The organism is Bradyrhizobium sp. SZCCHNS3002 (assembly GCF_032377435.1).
GTDB lineage: Bacteria > Pseudomonadota > Alphaproteobacteria > Rhizobiales > Xanthobacteraceae > Bradyrhizobium.
Genome location: NZ_JAUHHY010000007.1, coordinates 236,173 through 256,947, shown reverse-complemented (window position 1 = coordinate 256,947; position 20,775 = coordinate 236,173). Strand labels below are relative to the sequence as shown.

General features: G+C 66.0%; 18 protein-coding genes. 8 read left to right on the top strand and 10 right to left on the bottom strand.

The annotated features are described in order from the left end of the window. The first annotated feature begins 202 nt into the window (after positions 1 to 202). Positions 203 to 1,843 (top strand): phosphoglucomutase (alpha-D-glucose-1,6-bisphosphate-dependent), encoded by a 1,641-nt coding sequence (gene pgm / locus QW845_RS17265; protein WP_315802750.1) that lies wholly within the window; start codon positions 203 to 205, stop codon positions 1,841 to 1,843. A gap of 245 nt (positions 1,844 to 2,088) precedes the next feature. Further along, the gene (locus QW845_RS17260; RefSeq protein WP_315802874.1) at positions 2,089 to 3,327 is read left to right on the top strand and encodes a lytic murein transglycosylase; all 1,239 of its coding nucleotides are present in this window, start codon (positions 2,089 to 2,091) and stop codon (positions 3,325 to 3,327) included. A 62-nt stretch (positions 3,328 to 3,389) separates the two neighbouring features. On the opposite strand, the gene QW845_RS17255 is transcribed toward QW845_RS17260, so the two are convergent. Continuing rightward, on the bottom strand, positions 3,390 to 3,764 hold the full coding sequence (locus tag QW845_RS17255) for a VOC family protein (protein WP_315802749.1): 375 nt from the start codon (positions 3,762 to 3,764) through the stop codon (positions 3,390 to 3,392). A gap of 203 nt (positions 3,765 to 3,967) precedes the next feature. After that, positions 3,968 to 4,159 (bottom strand): hypothetical protein, encoded by a 192-nt coding sequence (locus QW845_RS17250; RefSeq protein ID WP_315802748.1) that lies wholly within the window; start codon positions 4,157 to 4,159, stop codon positions 3,968 to 3,970. 188 nt (positions 4,160 to 4,347) lie between these two features. Here QW845_RS17250 and QW845_RS17245 point away from each other — a divergent pair, with 188 nt between their 5' ends. Further along, positions 4,348 to 4,851, top strand: a complete 504-nt coding sequence (locus QW845_RS17245; RefSeq protein WP_315802747.1) for a DUF1993 domain-containing protein — start codon at positions 4,348 to 4,350, stop codon at positions 4,849 to 4,851. Positions 4,852 to 5,019: 168 nt separating this feature from the next. Next, positions 5,020 to 6,117, top strand: a complete 1,098-nt coding sequence (locus QW845_RS17240) for an alkene reductase (protein ID WP_315802746.1) — start codon at positions 5,020 to 5,022, stop codon at positions 6,115 to 6,117. A 172-nt stretch (positions 6,118 to 6,289) separates the two neighbouring features. Here QW845_RS17240 and QW845_RS17235 read toward each other — a convergent pair whose 3' ends face one another. The 3 genes from QW845_RS17235 to QW845_RS17225 form a co-directional block, all read right to left on the bottom strand. Further along, on the bottom strand, positions 6,290 to 6,658 hold the full coding sequence (locus QW845_RS17235) for a hypothetical protein (RefSeq protein ID WP_409997934.1): 369 nt from the start codon (positions 6,656 to 6,658) through the stop codon (positions 6,290 to 6,292). Between the two features lie 546 nt (positions 6,659 to 7,204). Continuing rightward, complete coding sequence (locus QW845_RS17230; protein WP_315802744.1) at positions 7,205 to 10,237, bottom strand: autotransporter domain-containing protein; 3,033 nt, start codon at positions 10,235 to 10,237, stop codon at positions 7,205 to 7,207. Between the two features lie 446 nt (positions 10,238 to 10,683). Next, the gene (locus tag QW845_RS17225; RefSeq protein WP_315802743.1) at positions 10,684 to 13,077 is read right to left on the bottom strand and encodes a TonB-dependent receptor; all 2,394 of its coding nucleotides are present in this window, start codon (positions 13,075 to 13,077) and stop codon (positions 10,684 to 10,686) included. A gap of 310 nt (positions 13,078 to 13,387) precedes the next feature. Here QW845_RS17225 and QW845_RS17220 point away from each other — a divergent pair, with 310 nt between their 5' ends. Then, positions 13,388 to 14,020 (top strand): response regulator transcription factor, encoded by a 633-nt coding sequence (locus QW845_RS17220; RefSeq protein ID WP_315802742.1) that lies wholly within the window; start codon positions 13,388 to 13,390, stop codon positions 14,018 to 14,020. Positions 14,021 to 14,099: 79 nt separating this feature from the next. Here QW845_RS17220 and QW845_RS17215 read toward each other — a convergent pair whose 3' ends face one another. Then, positions 14,100 to 14,456, bottom strand: a complete 357-nt coding sequence (locus tag QW845_RS17215; protein WP_315802873.1) for an EF-hand domain-containing protein — start codon at positions 14,454 to 14,456, stop codon at positions 14,100 to 14,102. A 957-nt stretch (positions 14,457 to 15,413) separates the two neighbouring features. On the opposite strand from QW845_RS17215, the gene QW845_RS17210 reads away from it, so the two are divergent. Next, positions 15,414 to 16,256: a hypothetical protein gene (locus QW845_RS17210; RefSeq protein WP_315802741.1), complete on the top strand. Its 843-nt coding sequence runs from the start codon at positions 15,414 to 15,416 to the stop codon at positions 16,254 to 16,256. Positions 16,257 to 16,304: 48 nt separating this feature from the next. Beyond that, on the top strand, positions 16,305 to 16,646 hold the full coding sequence (locus QW845_RS17205) for a hypothetical protein (RefSeq protein ID WP_315717331.1): 342 nt from the start codon (positions 16,305 to 16,307) through the stop codon (positions 16,644 to 16,646). 43 nt (positions 16,647 to 16,689) lie between these two features. Here the strand turns inward: QW845_RS17205 and QW845_RS17200 are convergent, their stop codons facing one another. From QW845_RS17200 to exbB, 3 genes are read right to left on the bottom strand one after another with little or no spacing between them, the layout of a single operon-like run. Beyond that, a complete protein-coding gene (locus tag QW845_RS17200; protein ID WP_315802740.1) occupies positions 16,690 to 17,637 on the bottom strand; it encodes a TonB family protein in 948 nt (315 codons plus the stop codon). Further along, on the bottom strand, positions 17,634 to 18,059 hold the full coding sequence (exbD, locus tag QW845_RS17195) for a TonB system transport protein ExbD (protein WP_315802739.1): 426 nt from the start codon (positions 18,057 to 18,059) through the stop codon (positions 17,634 to 17,636). The genes QW845_RS17200 and exbD overlap by 4 nt, the downstream gene beginning before the upstream one ends. 3 nt (positions 18,060 to 18,062) lie before the next feature. After that, on the bottom strand, positions 18,063 to 18,839 hold the full coding sequence (gene exbB / locus QW845_RS17190; RefSeq protein ID WP_315802738.1) for a tonB-system energizer ExbB: 777 nt from the start codon (positions 18,837 to 18,839) through the stop codon (positions 18,063 to 18,065). A gap of 23 nt (positions 18,840 to 18,862) precedes the next feature. Here exbB and QW845_RS17185 point away from each other — a divergent pair, with 23 nt between their 5' ends. Beyond that, positions 18,863 to 20,035 carry a tetratricopeptide repeat protein gene (locus QW845_RS17185; RefSeq protein WP_315802737.1) on the top strand — a complete coding sequence of 391 codons (1,173 nt, stop codon included), beginning with the start codon at positions 18,863 to 18,865 and terminating at the stop codon, positions 20,033 to 20,035. Here the strand turns inward: QW845_RS17185 and QW845_RS17180 are convergent. Beyond that, positions 20,024 to 20,737 carry a hypothetical protein gene (locus QW845_RS17180; protein ID WP_315802872.1) on the bottom strand — a complete coding sequence of 238 codons (714 nt, stop codon included), beginning with the start codon at positions 20,735 to 20,737 and terminating at the stop codon, positions 20,024 to 20,026. The genes QW845_RS17185 and QW845_RS17180 overlap by 12 nt on opposite strands. Between the last annotated feature and the right edge of the window lie 38 nt (positions 20,738 to 20,775).

Sequence of the window (20,775 nt, the reverse complement as noted above, 5' to 3'; positions counted from 1 at the left end):
ACCGCGAGTCTCCGGCATTCCCCCCAGCGGATATCAAACAGGCTTCACGCCGCCGCGGGGGGCAGGCACGAATTCCGTTGATCGGATCGCCGCACGCCGCCATGTTGCGGCAGGCTCGTCGCGACGCGCCGCGTTCCCTGCGCCCGCATCGGCGGAACGAAGCGCCGCCGCAGATGTTTCTCGAACTTGCGAAGGATGCTCCATGGCCAAGACAGACCCCGCAGCCGGCAAGCCGATCGCCAATGCCGCGCTCGCCAACATTCCGCGGCTGATCACGGCCTATTATGCGCTGAAGCCCGACCCGCACGAGCCGACCCAGCGCGTCGCGTTCGGCACGTCGGGGCATCGCGGCTCGTCGTTCAAGACCAGCTTCAACGAGAACCACATTCTCGCCACCAGCCAGGCGCTCTGCGACTACCGCCGCCAGCAGGGCCTCGACGGCCCCCTCTTCGTGGGCATCGACACCCACGCGCTGGCCGAGCCCGCGCTGGCCAGCGCGCTCGAGGTGTTCGGCGCCAATGGCGTCGAGGTGATGATCGACAGGGACGGCGGCTACACACCGACACCGGTGATCTCGCACGCCATCATCTCCTACAACAAGGGCCGCACGGCGCATCTCGCCGACGGTGTCGTCATCACGCCGTCGCACAATCCGCCGGAGGATGGCGGCTACAAATACAATCCGCCGCATGGCGGCCCCGCCGACACCGATGCGACGGGCGAGATCGAGCGGCAGGCCAACGTGTATCTGGCCAACGACCTCGATGGCGTATCGCGCATCAGCTACAGCCGGGCCAAGCAGAGCGGCTCGGTGCACACCTACGACTACATCACGCCCTACGTCGCCGATCTCGCCAACACCGTCGATCTCGAGGCCGTCAAGTCCGCGGGCATCAAGATCGGCATCGATCCGCTCGGCGGCGCGGCGATTGCCTATTGGGCGCCGATCATCGAGCGCTACGGCCTCAATGCCACCATCGTCAACGATCTCGTCGATCCGACCTTCCGGTTCATGACCGCGGACTGGGACGGCAAGATCCGCATGGACTGCTCGTCGCCCTATGCGATGGCGAGCCTGATCGGCATGCGCGAGCGCTTCGACGTCGCGTTTGCCAACGACACCGACGCCGACCGCCATGGCATCGTCACGCGCTCGGGCGGGCTGATGAATCCGAACCACTATCTGGCGACCGCGATCTCCTATCTGTTCGCGCACCGGCCCGACTGGCGCAGCGACGCCGCCATCGGCAAGACCATCGTGTCGAGCTCTCTGATCGACCGCGTCGCGCAGAAGCTCGGCCGCAAGCTGGTGGAGACGCCGGTCGGCTTCAAATGGTTCGTCGAAGGGCTCGGCTCCGGAAGCTTCGGCTTCGCCGGCGAGGAGAGCGCAGGCGCCTCGTTCCTGAAGCGCGACGGCACGGTGTGGACCACCGACAAGGACGGCCTGATCCTCGGGCTGCTCGCGGCCGAGATCATGGCCAGGCGCGGCCGCGACCCGAGCGAGCTCTACAAGGAGCTGACGGCAGAGCTCGGCGCGCCGGTCTATGAGCGCATCGACGTGCCGGCGAGCCCGCCGGCAAAGGCGGCGCTGAAGGCGCTGACGCCGGAAATGCTGAACCTGAAGGAGCTCGCCGGCGATCCCGTCCGCATGGTGCATACCAAGGCTCCGGGCAACGGCCAGTCGTTCGGCGGCATCAAGGTCGAGACCGACTACGGCTGGTTCGCGGCGCGCCCCTCCGGCACCGAGGACGTCAACAAGCTCTATGCCGAGAGTTTTCGCGACGCCGAGCATCTCAAGCGGATCCAGAGCGAGGCCCAGGCGGCGCTGGCGAAGGTTGGGTGAAGAGGGCGAGTAGCGAATGGGGGCTTCCTCATCCCCTATTCGCTACTCCCTATTCGCCATTCGCCCCTTTCCACCATTCGCTTCCCCCTCGCCTTTTCCTTTCCCTCCGTATCGGATATCGATGGACGGACAAGGAATTAGACAGCCATCGGTGAGACCGGATGCGAAGCTCTTCGACTGCCTTGCGCGTCACCTTCAGCGCGCTCGCAACCTCCTTCATGCTGGTTGTCAGCGCGTCGGCGCAAATGGCGCCGGAGGCGACCACACCGCGTCCGAAGCCGGCGCCATCGATGCGCGCCGCGGCCTGCCATAACGGCCAGAGCTTCGACCGGTTTCTCGCCGAGCTGAAGCAGCGTGCCATTGCCGAAGGCGTGTCGCAGAGCGCGATCGCGGCCGCCTCGCCCTACCTCACCTACAACCAGGGCATCGTCAACCGCGACCGCGGCCAGCGCGTGTTCGGCCAATTGTTCACCGAGTTCGCCGGCCGGATGGCCGCGCCCTACCGGATGCAGAACGGCCAGCAGCACATCAAGGCGCACGCGGCAGCGTTCGCGCGCGCCGAGAAGGAGTATGGCGTGCCCCCGGCGGTCATCGCCGCGTTCTGGGGTCTGGAGAGCGATTTCGGCGCCAACATGGGCAATTTGCCGGTGCTGCCGTCACTGGTGTCGCTGGCCTATGACTGCCGCCGCAGCGAGCGCTTCCAGAACGAGACCATCGCCGCATTGAAGGTCATCGACCGCGGCGATCTCACGCCGTCAGAGATGATCGGCTCCTGGGCTGGCGAGCTCGGCCAGACCCAGTTCCTGCCGACCCACTACGTCACCTATGCCGTCGACTATGACGGCGACGGCCGCCGCGATCTCCTGCGCAGCGCGCCCGACGTGATCGGCTCGACCGCCAACTACATCGCGACCGGACTGAAATGGCGCCGCGGCGAGCCGTGGCTGGAGGAGATCCGCGTGCCGCAGACGTTTCCCTGGGAGCAGGCCGACCTCACCGTCAAGGCGCCGCGCAGCAAATGGACCGCCCTCGGCGTGACCTATGCCGATGGCCGGCCGCTGCCGAACGATGCGCTCGAAGGCTCGGTGCTGCTGCCGATGGGCCGCAACGGCCCGGCGTTCCTGGCCTATGCCAACTTCGCCGCTTATACCGAATGGAACAACTCGCTGATCTATTCGACCACGGCCGGCTACCTCGCCGCCCGCATCGCCGGCGCGCCGCCGATGCGCAAGCCCGCCGGCCCCGTGGCGCAACTGCCGTTCAACGAGATCAAGGAGCTGCAGCAGCTGCTGGTGAAGGCCGGCTTCGACGTCGGCAAGGTCGACGGCGTGCTGGGACAGCAGAGCCGCACCGCGGTCAAGACGATGCAGCTGCGGCTGGGGCTGCCGGCCGACTCCTGGCCCACGGCAGAGCTGCTCACGCGGATGCGTGGAAACACGCCGCGGGCGCAGGCGGCACCGGCTTCAACGACAGCGACGCGGTGAGCGCACATCGGCGGGCGACGCCCGCGCGTGGCGCGTAAGAGCCCAAACGAGTCGATGACCTCTTACGACCCGGCGCGCAGCCGCGTTGGCCAGCCGACACGGACCAAGGTTTCATCCGGGTCGGATAGCGCGAACTCGTACATCCCCCACGGCTTGTCTTCGGGCGTTTGCTGAAACTCCCGCGCCGCGGCGTCGACATCCTCGACATAGAGGTAGAGTCCAAAGGGGTTTCGGCCCGGCGTCAGCCATCCCTCGACCGCGTCCGTCAGGTGCAGAGATCCACCTTGCGGATTCGACAGCATGCGATAGGTGTCGGGCTCACCCGGAGCCGGCCTGTCGCTGTCCGGGCGCGCAAAGCCGAGCCGATTGTAGAACCGCTCCGAGGCATCGAGATCATTGCACGGCAGGATGGCGATCAAAGCTCCGGAACGGATCATGCGTGTCCTCCGATGTCATGCGACCATCGTCCGCTCCTCCCAATTCCAATCTATCACCCTTGGAATTGGACCGCGAGATGATCGCTCCGGACACAAAAGCGGGAGCTGACGGACAACTCGAGCCCGTCGGCTTGTCACAATGATCTCCATCCCGAGCATGGTCGGCAACTCAGCCGAAATGAGCCGTCGCCGTCATGCCTGCCTCAGTACGGGTGCCGGTCCTTCTTGTCCATCCAGGCCTTATACGCCTTCAGGCCGGTGTCCCGCTCGAAATTCTCCACGACCTCGATCCGGCGTTGCGTCCACGGCTTGGCGAAATCCTCATACTGGAAGGCATGCGCCTGATGGATGCCAGTCGCGCGACAGCAGTGGCGACCGCCTATTTGCCGCGACATCGAAAATCGCTGAGAACGCCGGCGACGGCCAGCTCGCATAGACGAGGTGATATGCCGGGAACGGTAGGGCAGCAATCCGCCAGCGCCCGGAAAAACCGGAAAGATGCAGTTGCATTCTCTTGAACGCCGCCCCATCTCCGAGGGCGCGCGCTTTCGTCGCGACGTCTCCTGCCAAGAGAGAGCATCACATGTCCTTCTACGATTCGACCGTCCCGGCCTACCTCCAGATCCTCGGCAGCCTGTCCGGCCTTCTCAGCAAGGCCGAGGCCCATTGCGAAGCCAGGAAGATCGCCCCCGAGGTGCTGCTCGGCGCACGCCTGTATCCGGACATGCTGCCGCTCTCCAAGCAGATCCAGCTCGCCTGCGACTTCGCCGCCAAGGGGTGCGCGCGGCTGTCCCACAGCGAGATCCCCAGCACGCCCGACACCGAGACGACATTCGCCGAGCTCCGCCAGCGGCTCGCCAAGACCGTCGATTACCTCAAGGCGTTCACGCCGGCGCAGTTCGACGGGGCCGATAGCCGCGACGTGACCTTTCCCAGCGGGCCCGACACCACCCTGACCCTGAAGGGGCAGGACTTCGTTAACCGCGTCTCGTTTCCCAACTTCTATTTCCACGCTGCGATCGCTCACGGCATTCTCCGCCACAACGGCGTCGACATCGGCAAGCGGGACTTCCTGGGCGTGGCCTGATCCCCTTTCGTGTACTGCGACAGGCTGTCCAGCGGACGGCCAGTCGCGGCCGCTCCATCGCGCGGCTCGTCTGCGCCGGACGGATACCTCCCGGCATTGCGCTGTTCGCGGCAATGCACAACTGACCTGAATCCCCTCCTCCCCTCCCCCTCTTCTGGAAAAACCTCGATGAGTGCATCCAAACTGTTCGAGTCGTACAAGCTCGGTCCGATCACCCTTGCCAACCGCGTCGTGATGGCGCCGCTGACGCGCAACCGCGCCGTTGAAGGCCTCGCCGCTGGTCCGCTGACGGCCGAGTACTACGCCCAGCGCGCCTCGGCCGGCCTCCTGATCTCCGAGGCGAGCCAGGTCTCGCAGCAGGGTCAGGGCTATCAGGACACGCCCGGCATCTATTCCAAGGCGCAGATCGCCGGCTGGCGCAAGGTGACCGACGCGGTGCACGCCAAGGGCGGCCGCATCTTCATCCAGCTCTGGCATGTCGGCCGCATCTCCCATGTCTCATTGCAGCCGAACGGCGGCGCACCGGTCGCGCCGTCGGCCGTTGCCGCCAAGACCAAGACCTTCGTCGGCGGCGCCTTCACCGACGTCTCAGCGCCGCGCGCGCTCGAGCTCGGCGAAATTCCCGGTATCGTCGCGGCATTCAAGCAGGCCGCATTGAATGCCGTCGAGGCCGGCTTCGACGGCGTCGAGATCCACGGCGCCAACGGCTATCTGCTCGACCAGTTCGCCAAGGACGGCGCCAACAAGCGCACCGACGCCTATGGCGGCTCGATCGAGAACCGCGCAAAGCTGATGCTCGAGGTCGCCAAGGCCGTCTCGGAGGCGATCGGCGCCGACAAGACCGGCATCCGTCTGTCGCCGGTGACGCCGGCCAACGACATCTCGGATTCCAATCCGCAGGCGCTGTTCGACTACATCGTCGACCAGCTCGCGGCACTGAATCTGGTCTACATCCACGTGATCGAGGGGGCGACCGGCGGCCCGCGCGACGTTGCACCGTTCGACTACGCCTCGCTGCGCAAGCGCTTCAACGGCACCTACATCGCCAACAACGGCTATGACCTCGCGCTCGCGAACAAGCAGCTCGATGCCAACGCGGCCGACCTGATCGCCTTCGGTCGGCCGTTCATCGCCAATCCCGACTTGGTCGAGCGGCTCAAGACGGGCGCAGCTCTCAACGAGCTCGACCGCGCCACCCTCTATGGCGGCGGCGAAAAGGGCTACACCGACTATCCGACGCTGAAAGCGGCGCAAGCGGCGGAGTAATCGTCATCTCGTAGGGTGGGCAAAGCGCTGCCGCCAGGCGGCGCGTGCCCACCGTGCATCCGCGCAAGCGGAGGGAATGGTGGGCACGGCGCGCAAGAGACCGCGTCTGACGCAGCATGTCGCTTGCGCGCCTTTGCCTACCCTACAGCCCTGCGATCCAGCACATCCCCAACTACATCATGCTGCCCGGCAGGAAGCAGCGCACATCGATGCGCAGGCCCGTATTCAGCTCGCGATAATACACGGGCCATACCATCGTCCGGCCGGCGCGATTGGGCTCAGTCACCACGGCCTCTTCCGGAACGACCCACCATTGGCCTTCAATGCGGACACGATAGCGGCCATCCTTCGTGTCCCAATCCGTGTCCGAGAGCGCGGTGCCATCCGCATCCGAGCAGCACGGCCCCCTGCCCGAACGCAAACTCTCGAACCAGCCCTTGAGCGGAGAATTGGCATAACGCCCGTCGAGATCGCGCGCCGTCGCATCGCCAAGCAGCAGAGAATGCGCACCTATACCGCCGGCGAGAGTCGCGACCGAGATTGTCGCTCGTACCCAACGGCGGACGTGGGGCCGGCGAACGGCATCCACCAATAATGAGACGATCGATACAAGGCTTGAAGATCTACGACTCATGTGCACACCTCGCTGCTCGATACGATGCGCAATAGCTGGTCGGCTTCTGTGGCGGAAGTTCGTAGTTGACGGAGGCCAGCAGCAACTAATCGCGATGCTTCGTAAATTCCAAGAGCAGGCAACGATCCCGCTCACGAGGCCAGCGGGATAATTGCCCGAGACCCGGCGTGAGCAGGCCCCTCGACGATTCATGCAGGCTGCGTAGGGTGGGCAAAGCGGCCGCCCCGCAGGCGTCGCGTGCCCACCGTGCACCCGCGCAACCGGAGGGAATGGTGGGCACGGTGCGCGATGGAGTTCAGCTCGCGGCATGCAGTGTCGCGCGCGCCTTTGTTCACCCCACGGCAGCGGAGACACGTCGCGCCGCGCGCTGCGACGATGCAGCGACAAAAAGGCCGGGATTGCTCCCGGCCTCTTCGACGTCGTGCTTCGCAGGCTCTGCCAAAGGCGGACTCTTCAGAACTCCGCCCGCACCTTCAGCACCGCCGACTGCTCGAGATACTGGCTGCCGACCACGGCGTTGTAGCCCAGCGAGATCGACTGACGCTCGCCGAATGCCACCAGCTTGAGCGCGGCGCCCAGCTCGGCCAGGTTGCGTTCGGGCGACGGTCCGACGGCGAAGAAGGTCGCGCCGCCGCCGGCGAAGCTTGCGGTCACGTTCTGCGCGGTGTTGCCGAACTCGTGCCGCCATGCCGCCAGCGTCTCCAGGCCGAAGCCGTAGGTCGAGGTCACCAGCAACGGAACCGAGGCGCGGAGGCCGAGGTTCGAGCGCACCGAATTGGTGGTCTGCTTGGCGATCGCGAGCGCAGCACCTGCGGTGCTGGTCTCGGTGTAGGCCTGCTGATCGAGGCGGGCATAGGTCACGCCGGCAAACGGCGTCAGCACGGCCTGATCCACCTTCACGGGCAGACCGAATTCACCGCGGAGCAGCGTCAGCCACCCCTTGTGGCTGCCGGAGGCGGTATCGGTGAAGCCCGCGAAGTTGATGCGGCGCGTGGTGGTGTAGTCGACCAGCGCGACGCCGGCGGAGCCGTTGACGTACCAGGACGGCTGGACATAGGCACCGTACACCGTGCCCTGATAGTGCTGCATCCCGACCGCATCGCCGGCGGCGGTCCGATCGTCCATCGCGCTGGTGGCATAGCCGAACGCCGCACCGACGCGGAAGGCACCATCGATCCGCTGATCGATGCCGGCAACGAGCCCCCCGGTATTGCCGCTGTAGCCGGCAACACCGGCCACGTCGCGCTGCGACGCATTGGTGCCGATCAGGCTGCCCCAGACGGTGCGTTCCGGTTCGGGCGCGATGGCCGGAGCCAGCGCTGCCTTCACCGTCGGACGGGCCTTGGTCGCATTGAAGGCCATCAGCATCGAGGTGAGCGGATCGGTGTCGTCGGCGAACGCCGAGGCGACGCGCGAATTGGGCGATGCGGCCGCGGCCGTCAGCCGGTTGTCGATCTGGTTCTGGAACAGCGATGCGGTGCTGAGCGGCACCTGGACCTGGGCGCCGTTCACGAACGGACGCAACTGATCGCCGGCGCTGCGCACCTCCCTGTCGGTGCCGAGGCTCTGCACCGCGCCGCCGAGCGCCTGCACCTGCGCGTTGCTGCCGCTGTAGCCAAGCAATCCGTTCAGCGCGGCGAGGCTGGAGGGCGAGATGCCGGCGATGGTCGCGGGCGACCGCACGGATGCATTCAGCAGCAGAGCCCCGGTGGACGTATCGGCCGTGAAACCGACCAGCGCGCCGGAGAAATCGACGTCGAGCGGCGTCGCCGACACCACCGTCGCGACGCGGTAGACATCGCCATGGCGCACAATGCCCTGAAGCGTCGGCGCGACCGTGCCCGCGCCCGCAAAGGTCACCGCGCCCGTGATGTTGCCGATCCTGGTCGACGGCGCCGCCGCGGTGCCGCCAGATCCGAAGATCGTGGTCCGCAGCACGGCGCCATCGACGAGCTGCACGCCGGCCCCGCCGCTCACGGTGACCTGCGACTTCATCAGGTCCAGCATGCCGAAATTGACGATGCTGGCGAGGCTTGTCACGCCGTCGAGCGTCAGCGAATTGCTGCCGAGGCCGTTCTGCGCGACGACGTTGCCGCTGAAGCCGGTGCCCTTGAGCAGGATGGCATTCGTGGCGCCATCCTCGTCGTTGATGGTGATGTCTCCGCCGAGCGTGCCCGTGTTAACCAGATTGAATGTGCGGGCGCCGAAGAACGTCGCCGCCTGGTTGTTGCTGGCGGCGCAGAGCGGGTCCGTGGTGTTGGTGCCGGCCGTCGGACAGGCGTTGCCGTTGGCATCCATGCCCGAGCCGGAACTGCTATAGGTGCCGGCGACGGTACCCGCGGTCGCCTTGGCAAAGGAGCCGCGCGAGGCGCTCTGGTCGACCGAGATCGATCCCGAGATCGTGCCGCTGTTGGTGATGTCATGCTCGCCCGAGCCGAGATAGAGGTTACCCTGGATCAGGCCGGCATTGGCGATGACGCTGTCGCGCGGGCCAGAGTTTGAGCCGCTGCCGGTCAGCGGGAAGGTCGATCCTGCGGCGAGACCGGCGGCGGTGGTCAGCGGATTGGTATCGAGCGCCAGGATGTCGCCCTTGATCACGCCGCTGGCGTTGTTGGTCAGCGTCAGCGCCTTGGTCTCCGTCACCGTCACGTTGCCGCTGGAGTCGAACTTGTAGAGCGGCGAATCCGGATTGCTGCCGGGGATGGTATCGAACTCGGCGCCGGCGAACGCTGCGATCGCCCAGTGACCGTCGTAGAAGCGGCTCGCCGCCGTCCAGCTCGTGCTGGCGATGGTGCCGGAGTTGGTGATCGAGGTGTCGGCCCGGCCGTAATAGGCAGCGGCATAGTTGCCGGTCGCCGAGATCGTACCGCCGGCGCGGTTGTTCACCACGAAGCTGTTGGTGTTGTCGTCGGAATAGAGCGCCGAGATGACCGCGAGGTTGGTGCCGTTGTACCGGCCTGTCGCCGTAGCGCCGATCGAAACGCTCAGCTTGCTCGCATCGAACGCGCCGAAGACATTCTGGGTGACGGCGAGCGTCCCGGTGTTGTTGACGGTGAACTTGTTGACCTGGCTGTCGGCGACGACGACGTGAAGCCGGCCGGCGCTGAGCTGGCTGGTGGTGAGGCTCAGCCAGCCGGCATTGTTGATGATGACGTTGTTGACCGCTGGATCCTCGGCATTGGAGAAATTGGCCGCGATCATGCCGCGATCGGCCAGGCCGGTCTGGGTGTTCGTAGTGAGATTCCGAACGGCCGTGGAGTCCAGCGTGACGATCGTCGTGGGAGGGTTGGGATTGTAGCCGGTCGCTGGAAAGACCGGGTTCGCCGGCGTATAAGAATTGCTGCCGCTCGAGGGCGTCGCCGTCGCCGCAGCGGCGTCGTACACGGTGATCGCGGAGGAGATGCTCCCGCTGCAGGTGACCGTGACACCCGGCGTCGTGCACTCGGCCCTTGCCTCGCCGACGACCATCCATGTCGACAACAACACGAAACTAGCGGCAGCCGCCTCGCTGCGCTTTTTGCTTTTTGATTTCACCTGACGCCCCACGTTACGCAATACACGGCTTCTTGTTGATGACCGATTGTATCGAAACGTTGGCAGGAACCAGCAAGGCGAACTTTTCTATGAACGCACGGGACATTGTCCAACTAACAACGGAATTAGTCCCATAGTAATTCGATTAATCATCATAAGCGGCTTCGCTTGAAGCACCGCTCTCCCGCCAGATCTGAAACTTGACGACGAGGACGGCAGACCGCTCCACCGCGAAGGACATCGCAGAGATGAACTCCGCGCTCGCGGTTCCGGCACCTGCAAGACCCCGACCAGCAAATGAAAAGGCCGGGATTTCTCCCGGCCTTCTTGCCACGGTGGGGGCTGCCGTGGCGCGGCGCGGATGCGCCTATGCGTCGCTGGTGGTCCGTGGCTGAGGCTCAGAACTTCGCCCGGATGCCGGCATAGGCCGCGAGCGGCATTCCCGGCACCATGCTGCGGGGATCGTTCAACGCGAACGCCGTTCCGCCGCCGGCGGTGTTGAAGCCGGCAGGGTCGAACACGGTGCCCGCCGAGTAGTAGCGCTGGTTGAACAGGTTCTGGATCAGGCCGAACACCTCGACGTTCTTGGTCACCTGATAGGACGTGTTGACGTTCACGACCCAGTAGGCCGGAACCTTCGGATAGACGTTGGTTTCGTCGTGCAACAGGTACTGGCTGCCGACATAGTTGACGCTGGCGCCGACCTTCCAGGCGTCGGTCACGGCATATTCCGCGCCGAGCTTCAGGCGATGCGCCGGAATGCCGGGAATGTGGTTGCCGGAGACGACACCGACCGGCGCCCCGAGGAACGGATCGTTGACATCGAAAGCACTGCGGAAGGTGGCGTCGATGAAAGTATAGTTGGCGTATGCGGTCCAGCGATTCCAAGCGAGATCGAGCTTGGCCTCGACACCCTGGCGCAGGGTGGTGCCGGCGTTCTTGAAGTAGCCGCGCACCGGGTTGGCCGGGTCGACGACCTGGATGATGTCGTCGGAATTCTCGGTCCGGAACAGGCTGAGGCCCCAGCGCAGCCGCCAGCCGTCATCAACCGCCACCGACTTGATCGGCACCTTGCGATAGGCCGGCAGATCGGCGGCGTAGGCCGAGCGGCCGCCGGAGATCTCGCCGCGCAGGCCGCCTTCGACGGTGCGCGACACCACCTGCTTGAGCGGCGGATCGGCGATCAGGAAGTTGTCGATCAGGCAGGGATTGGCCGGATCGGAGCAGCCGAGCTCGAGCGGCGTCGGCGCGCGGTTGGCCTCGGAGTAGCCGGCGTAAGCGGTCATATCAGGCGTGATCTTGTAGGTCAGGCCGACCACCGGGTTGAAACGCTGGAAGTTGTTGTTGCTGTTCAGCAGCGGCGCGAAGCCGGTCTGGTCGCGCAGATTGATCTGCGCCCAGTTGAAGCGGCCGCCGGCCGTCAAGGCGAGCTGCGAGGTGATGTCGAAGGTGTTGGTCGCGTAGACGCCGAGATAGGTGTTCTTGGCGTTCAGGTTGACCGGCGCGAGGCCCGCATTGGGCTGATCGACGTAGACGCCGAGGCCGGTGACGAACAGATTGTTGTCGATGGTGCCGAGCTCGGAGGTGGCCTGGAAGTTGGTATTGCCGTGATCGACGCTGGCGCCGACGACGAAATGGTTGTCATGGCCGAAGAGCTGCGTCGTCGAGGTCGCCTGCAGCGAGCCGCCATAGCTGTCGGTCTTGACCGTGTTGCGGTCGATCTGGCCGAGCGCCGCATCGCCCGCCAGCGTGTTGACGGTCGGACCGTTGCGGTTCATCTGGAACTCGGTGCCGGCGGCATCGCTGAGACAGAATTCGCCGGGGAACGCGCCCGCAGGGTCGCAGGCCGCAACCTCGGTGCCGTTGCCGTCGATGCGCGCGGATTTGTAGTTGCGGTAGTAGCCGTTGGCCTGGATCGAGAGCGTGTCGGTCGGCGCCCACTTCATGCTGGCCTGCACCATCTGCATCTGCAGGCGCAGCGACTGCGGCCAGGTGTAGACGCTGGACCAGCGCTGATTCAGCATCTCGATCGGCGTCGCCGCGACCGAGCCGAGCTTGTTGTCGGCGCCGGTGAAGGAGAGGTGGAATTCGGTGTTGTCGCCGCGCGCGCCGAAATCGGCATACATGCGCCGGATCTGCGAGGCCGACGAATAGTCGCGCCAGCCGCGGTCATAGGCGCCTTCCGCGGCAATGTATGTCGAATAGGTGCCATTGTTCCAGCCGTATTGCGCGCCCGACTGGATCCGGCCGAACGAGCCGCCGAACAGCTGCGCTTCGCCGCCCTGGTAGTTGAAGCCGTTCTTCATCTCGATCGAGAGCGCGCCGCCGGTGGCGTTGAGGCCGAACAGCGGATTGTTCGGCATCAGGGTCATGCGCGCGATCGCCATTTCCGGGATCAGGTCCCAGTTGACGACGTCGCCGAAGGCCTCGTTGATGCGGGTGCCGTTCTGGTAGACGGCGATGCCCTGCGGCGTCCCGAGCACCGGCGAGGCGGTCTGGCCGCGGTAGTTCAGGTCGCGCTGAAACGCGTTGCCGGTCTGGTCGCTGAGCGATACGCCGGGCACCGATTGCAGGATGCCGTCGAGCAGCGTCGGCGCACGGCTGTGGTCGAGCTCCCGCGCCCCGATGGTTTCGACATTGGATGGAATCTTGTCCTTCGCGATCTCGCTGCCCTGAACGGGCGAGACGCCGACCACCTCGATGGTCTGCAGGGTTTGCTGCGCGAACGCAGCCGTGGGCAGCAACGCACACGTCGCGAGAAACGCGCTCTTCAGCGCCGACAGTCTGGTCAAGACGTCCCCCAGTTTCTTGTCGACCGGTTCCGGCAACAGCCCACGCCCCTGAGCCCCACCCGCACCAGAACTGGTCGATTTACCCGTTTACGAACCTTAACATTCGTAAACAGCCGTCCAGTTCGTCGCAACGGGCAATATTCTTCGGCCCCTAGGGACAATCTTCCCGGATCCGGAAAGTGGAGATCAATTCGCCGGGCTCTCTCCCAGACTCGGCCGCACTGTTGCACCCGATCCTGGTTTGCAAGGGAACTCATTGGTAGAGGGAAGCATCGGCGCCGTCGGCGCCATAGGGGCAAGACGACGTCGGATGTATCGCGTTCTTCTCGTCGACGACCACCCGGTCGTGATCACGGCCTGCCGCTGGCTGCTGAACGAAGCCGGGATCCGCTCGCTGTCCGAGGCACACGATGCCGACAGCGGGTACGACGCCTATGTCCGCGACCGGCCGGACGTCGCGATCGTCGATCTGCGTCTGCACGGGCAGGAGCTCGGCGGCATCCGTCTGATCGAACGCATGCGGTCGCACGATCCCCGCGCCCGGATCCTGGTCTTCAGCATGCATGCCGATCCGCGCATCGTCCGCTCGGCGATCGACGCCGGCGCCAGCGGCTATCTGCTGAAGGACGCGCCGCCGCACGAGCTGCCCAAGGCGTTGGAGCAGGTGCGCGCCGGCGGCACCTATCTCGATCCGCAGCTCGCCACCCGCATCGCCCTGCTCCGCGCCGACCCCGACGGCATGGCTGCCCCTGCGCTGACCCCGCGCGAGCGCCAGGCGCTGGCGCTGCTGGCCGAGGCGAAATCCTATCAGGCGATCGCCGACCATCTCGGCATCAGCTACAAGACCGTCATCAACCTGACCTACCGGCTGCGGCAGAAGCTCGGGGCCCGCAGCCTGCCCGACCTGGTTCGTCTCGCAGTGGAAATGTCCCGCCCGAGCTGAAACGCGAGGGGCCTGCGACAGTCTCCCGTCGCAGGCCCCGTGAGTCCATGTCCTGGTCGCGTCCGATACGGACGGCGCCTCACTTCAGCAGCTTGGCGACCGACTTCAGCTCTTTCGAATCGAGCGTGCCGTCGTTGTCAGGATCGGCCGCCTTGAAGCGGCCTTCCACCAGCGCGAGATACTCGTCCTTGGTCAGCGTGCCGTCATTGTCCGGATCCGCGGCCTTGAGATCCTTGGCCGAAACGCGGCCGCGCAGCTCCTTGGCGTCGAGCGTGCCGTCATGGTCGCGATCGAGACGATCGAACAGCGCGCCGGCGGCCGTGCGGACCTCGCTCATGTCGGCGGTGCCGTCCTTGTCGGGGTCGATCGCGGTCAGCAGCTTCGAAGGGGCCGGTGCACTGACAGCCATCGTCGACGTGCCGACGATCGCGGCCATGCCGACGGCGGCGGCCGTCATCATCAGTTTCCAATTCATCGAATTGATCCTTTGTCTCCGCCGTCCGAGGGGCGGCGATGAAGGGCACGAAAACAACGTATGCGAGCGTCGCTGGTTTCATCGGCAACGCGCCACACATCGCTTTGACGTATGGGAGGCCCTGTCATTTCGCAAGTGCAAGAACGAGACGCCCGAGAAATTCCCGCAAGAGCGTCGGGACTAGAACCTCGGTCCGTGCAGGAAATATCTCCCCGGGCGGTCGCGACGCGGACCGCTATCGTGGTCGAAGGTGCCTCCCTCCGCCTCGGCCCGGGCGTTGGCGACGTGGCGTCTGCGCTTGGCGACATGCCTTGCGGATTTGGCATCGCTCCCCGACAACGCGTGTTGGGCTTGCCCAACCTGACTTCTCTTGCCGGCGTGGGTTTGACTCCACCAGGCTTCCAATTGGTCCCGCAGCGTCTCCTCCGCGAAGGCGCGTCCGTCCGGCAGCAGCGTGGACAGGAGGAGCGCGACTATCAGCCCGAGCGGCATCGGCTGAGCGGACAAGCGGCGGCGATGACCGGGTGTGTGAAGCACGGGCGTGTCCATTCTCTGGCTGATCCGGCGATCAGCAATGCATGCTGCAACCGATGTTTTCCTCGCTCTATGACCTCAATGTGTTTGCAACACGCCACATTCATCACCGTGTTGAGATTCACTCGCGAAATGGCCGCCATATTGTCTCGGTCAAAATGTCCCGTTCGACTTGCCAAAACATCCCTATTCCTCACCGAAACAGGAAAGGCCGGAGCAAATGCGGCATTCAACGACTGATCGTTTCCCGATCGCGTCATCTTTCAGCCGACAGGCCCGCATTTTTTCGCCCCGGCGACTCGTTAGCTCATCAGTTGAAGGGAGCGCGGGGACATGCAGCCGAACGGCATCGCCAGGAGTGCAAGAAGACGATCGCGATTGTACATGGCTGCCGGTGCTCTCGTGCTCGCGCCGTTCGGCGCAGCGGCCGAGGAGATCCAGGGCAATGACCCCGCCTCGCCCGGACATTTCCAGGTCGAGCAGCGCTTCGGCTATCTGACGACTTTCAATCCGCAACAGAACGGCGGACGCCGCGTGCCGCAGCGTGCGGTCACCGGCGAGACCGAGATCGGCTACTCGCCGACCGAATGGTACGAGATCGCGTTGACCTCGCCTTACGCCTTTGCCCGCACCAATGTGCCGATGGCGCTGGGCAACGTGATGGACAATGGCGTGCCCGGCTATTCATTCCAGTCCGGCGGCGTCACCATCCGCCAGACCTTCATCCAGGGCGACCGGCTCGAGCGCACCGTCTTCATCGGCCTGGTCTCACGCACCATCCTGGCGCCGCAGGGCGGCCTCACCCCCGATCTGTGGGTCGCCAACAAGGCCGGCGCCGGCCAGCCCGGCGCGCCACGCTTCGTGCAGGAGGCGACGCCGCGGGTGGCGCAGATGTTCACGCCGATCATCGGCGTCAACCTGCCCAACGACTATCAGCTCATCTTCAACGCCAACATGACCTTCGGCATCGACGGCGCCGGCTCGGCGTTCGAGCCGTCGGTGCGCTTCGTCAAGCGCCTCAGCGACCGCTGGACCGTCGGCATCGAGCATTTCTCCAATCTCGGACCGTTCGGCTACATCCTGCCCTGGAATCAGCAGATGCAGACGCTCTACGCAGTCGCCGACACCCGCTTCAAGGGCTTCGAGCTCAGCTTCGGCCTCGGCTACGGCCTGACCAACGCCTCGCGTGGCCTCGCCGTCAAGACCAGCATCGGCAAGGATTTCTGATCCGCGCGCCTTCATCCCGTGACCAATCATAAGAAAAGGACACTCGTCATGCGTCGCCTCGTCACCGCCTGCGCGCTTCTCATGCTGGCCGGCTCCGCCGCGTCCGCCGAGGACGGCCCGCGCTTTCTCAATCGCACCGGCCAGACCATCGTGAAGATGTACCTGGCGGCCGCGGGCACCAAGACCTGGGGCGCCGACCAGTGCAAGAACGACGACGAGGGCGAGGTCGACCACAACGAGCGCATGACCTTGGTCGGCGTGAAGTCCGGCCGCTACGACATCAAGCTGTCCGAAAAGGGCGGCCGCACCTGCGTCGCCAAGAACATCGAGCTCAAGGAAGGCGCGCAGTTCGTCGTGCGCGATACGGATCTGACCGAGTGCAGCAAATAGCGGGACGGAGCGCCACCGGACGTAGCTCCGGATGGCGCCGCGTTCAGCGCGGCCTCAGATGCAGCGGCACCGTGCGCGAGACCTGCGTCTGCGCCATCGCCGGCGGAAACCGCGGAAACGGCGCGGCGCGTTCGATGATGCCCATCGCCGCGCGGTCCAGCGCCGGCGAGCCCGAGCTGCCGGCGAGCCGTCGCGACAAGAGTCGTCCGTTGCGATCGATCACGACGTTCAGCATGACGGTGCCGCTCGCGCCATTGCCGTCGGAGGGATAGGCCGCGGCGCGGCGGATCTGCGCCACCACCTCGGCGTTCCAACTGGCCTGGCCCTCGCGCGCCCCGACGCTGTCCTCGCCGGGATTGGGCGCCGACGCGACCCGTGAAGGCCGGGCCGCCGGCGCCGCAGCCGGCTTCGGCGGTGCGGACTTCCTCTCGGCCCGCTCCTTCGTTTCCTTCTTCTCGACCGGCTTGCGCTCGACACGCTCGGGCACGGGAACGGGCTTCGGCTCCGGCGGCTTCGCCTCGATCGGTTTTGGTGGTGGCGGCGGCGGCAGAACGACATCGTCCGCACGCGGCGGCTCGGGCGCGAGGGCGACCTGCGGCGCGGGCTCCGGCGAGGGAATGACATCCGGCTCCAGGTCAGGCTGGGCCACGACCTGCGGCTCCGGCTCGGAGGGAGCCGGCGGGACAGGCTCAGCGACGGCCTCACGCGCGACCGGCTCGTCCTTCACCTGCTCTTCCTTCGGCGCCTCCGCCGGCGGCGGCTCGGACGCCGGCGCATCCTGCGCCGTCGGCGCCGGCTCGCTCACCACCGCCGGGGTGAACACGACGTCGAAGGCCGGCGCCTGGGCACGCCCCTGCGGCGCGGGGCGCAGCAGCAGATAGCCGACGGCGAGCCCGACATGCAGCGCGGCCACCACCAGCGCGGCGATGGTCCACAGCGTCCGCTCACGGCGCTGCTCGTGTTCGAACGGATCGAGCGTCAGGACGCTCACTGCGCGCCCCGGTCTTCCAGTGCGACGAGTGCGACCTTGGTATAGCCGGCGCGGCGCAACGTGTTCATCAGCGCCATCACCTCGCCATAGGGCAGCGTCTGATCGGCGCGCAGCAGTACGCGCTGCTCATGATCGGACTTGGTGGCGGCATCGAGCGAGGCGGCGATGTCGGCCTGCGCCACGCTCTGGTCGCCGACGGCAAGCGAGCGGTCGGCCTTGAAGGTGACGAAGACCGGCGTCTCCGCGCGCGGCTGCGGCTCGGCCGAGATCGCCGGCAGGTTGACCGGGACGTCGACCGTGGCGAGCGGCGCGGCGACCATGAAGATGATCAGGAGCACCAGCATGACGTCGATGAACGGCGTCACGTTGATGTCGTGCGTCTCCTCGAACTCGTCGGTGCGCCGGGCGAGCTTGACGGCCATGGCTCACTCCGCCGGATTGGCGATCGACAGCATCGGCGCCTCGACCGCGCGGATGGCGCTGCGCCGCGCCTCGGCGGGCCCCGCATGCTGCCGGTCGAGATCGCGGCTGAGCAGGCGCATCACCGCCACCGACGCATCGGCGATGACGGCGCGATAGCCGCCGGTGGCGCGCGCGAACAGGTTGTAGATCACGACCGCGGGAATCGCGGCGGCGAGGCCGAAGGCGGTCGCGAGCAGCGCTTCCGCGATGCCCGGCGCCACCACCGCGAGGTTGGTCGTATGCGCATGCGAGATGCCGATGAAGCTGTTCATGATGCCCCAGACCGTGCCGAACAGGCCGACGAACGGGCCGACGGCGCCGACGGTGGCGAGAATGCCGATGCCGCGGCCGATGCGCGCCACTGCCGCCGCCTCGATCCGCTCGAACTGCCAGGAGACGCGCTCCTTGATGCCGTCGGCAGGCAGGCCGCGCGACTTGTCGATCTCGTCGTCGGCCAGGGCGAGAAGTCGGCCGACGACACCCTCATCGGCCGAAATGCGTCCTGTCGCATCGGCCAAGGAGCGGGCCGCCATGGTGATGCCGAGCGCGCCGCGGGCCGTGCGCAGCGCCGAGCGGAGCTGAATGGTCTTGACGACCAGCACCGTCCAGGTTGCCACCGAGGCCAACGCCAAGCCGATCATCACCGACTTCACGACGATGTCGGCCTGCATGAACATGGTCCAGGGCGACAACGCCTCCGGCAGCGTGCTCGCGATATTGGCGATGTGCGCCTGATCCATGGCCGTACTCCCTGTAAGGGACCTTGGGGGTCCTCGATGCAGCCGCGGAGCCCCGTGCCGTCCACCGTTCTCCCCGGAGGGCTCTTGGTTTTGATACCCGGGCAGAGCTGCAATGGAACGGCTGCACTGTTCGCAAGCCGAGAGTGCCGCCTGTTCTCGGCAGCTTCAAGACACTTGCCTCATGGAATATGTCCCCAGGCCGATGGGAAGAATTCCCGGATGGAACGGGCGCGAGCGCTTGCTGCGCTACGGTGGTGCGCATCGGCCTCAAGTTCGCCCAGCTCGAGCCGGCGAGGGCACCGCTCGCATCACCGCGGACGATGAGTCCGGAGCCGGCACCCGAGTTCAGTTGTCCGGCCCGACCGTATATGATCGTGAATATGAGCGAAACCACCGAAGAGATCGCGCGACGCGCCACGGCCGCCTTCAACGCAGGGCGCGCGGCAGAGGCGCAACGGCTGTGCGAAACGGGCTTGAAGCAAAGTCCAGACGAACCGATGTTGAGCCATCTGCTTGCCGCAGTGCTGTTCGCGGTCGAGGACAACGCCGCAGCACGGTTGCGCATCGAGGCCAGTCTGGCCCGCCGGCCGGACCATGCCGCAGCTCGGCTGCTTGCGGCGCGCATCGCGCGGGTGGGGAAGGATTTCGAGCGCGCGCTCGCCCATGTCGACCGCGCCATCGCGCTGTCACCCCGCCGCGATGTCTTCATCGAAAAAGCGCGCATTCTCGATCAGGCAGGAATGGCAGCCCAGGCGCGGGCAGCTTGGCTGGCGATTCTCAAGGTCATACCGGAGCACGACGAAGCGCTAGCGCGGCTCGGACGTCTTTCCTGGGAGAACGGCGACTTCGATACGGCACGGACCGTCCTCGAACGCGCAGCCAACCCGGCTGCGCCGGCCTCGGTCTGGTTCGATCTCGGCCTCGTGCGACAGGATGTTGCGGATCTCGCGGGAGCTGCCGCAGCCTATCGCCGCGTGCTGGCGATAAGGCCGGATCACGCCGAAGCGGCGCTCAATCTCGGCATCGTCCTGCAGGAGAGCGGCGACCCCGACGCGGCAATGCAGGCCTATGCTTGTGCCTATCGGCTTCGCCCACAGATGTTCGGTGCCATCGCCATGGCGCTCACCTCGGCTCCGCATGGCAGACTTTGGATCGATCCTGCCGCGTTGAAGCGCGCCCTGAACTCAGCTGGTTAGGCGGCCGCGGCGTGCGCGAAATTTCTTGCGGTACACGTTTGGTGTCGCGAGCACCTCGGCGACCGTCCCGGCATACGTATCCCGCTGCGCGTCGTCGAGCGGCTCGAACACGAGCTGCGGCGGCTCGCGCAATACCGCAAAGCATTGCGCCACCGGCGTTCCCCTGGCCAGGATGCCGGTGAAATCCGGATCGAGCCAGAGCGCTGGAAAATTGATGCCGCCGTCGTGGAAGCGATCCGCATCGACCAGGCCCGACAGGGTCCGGAACGGCAGGTCCTCGCGGTTGATCGGATGCGTCGCGAACAGCGACCACCCGGCTTCGCACTCGATCGTCCAGAAGGAATTGAACTTGATGGCGGCCTGCTTGTCCGACGCAAACGGCGCACCGGCCAATTGGGCCGCGACATGAAAGCTCAATGGCGCACGCGGATGTCCCTTGGTCGCCGGCGCCGGAATGTCCCATTCCCAGGCGAATGCGCCGCGCTCGACCCTGACGTCGCAGGGCAGCAGAATCGTCACGCCATAGGCCATCGCGTCGACAAAGGGGGGACACTGCTTGACCGTGCGGATGTCGCGCCCGTGAAGCTCCGAATGCGCCGAGGCCGGCATCTGGCGCAACCATTCCGGCAGCATGGTTCGGGCCGGCACCGGTCGCAGCAGGTGATCCGCAAGGACGGGGTCGCAGCGAAAGATCATGCGCATCGCAAATTCCAGAGCTCGACCCGGTCTCATCCGGGCCA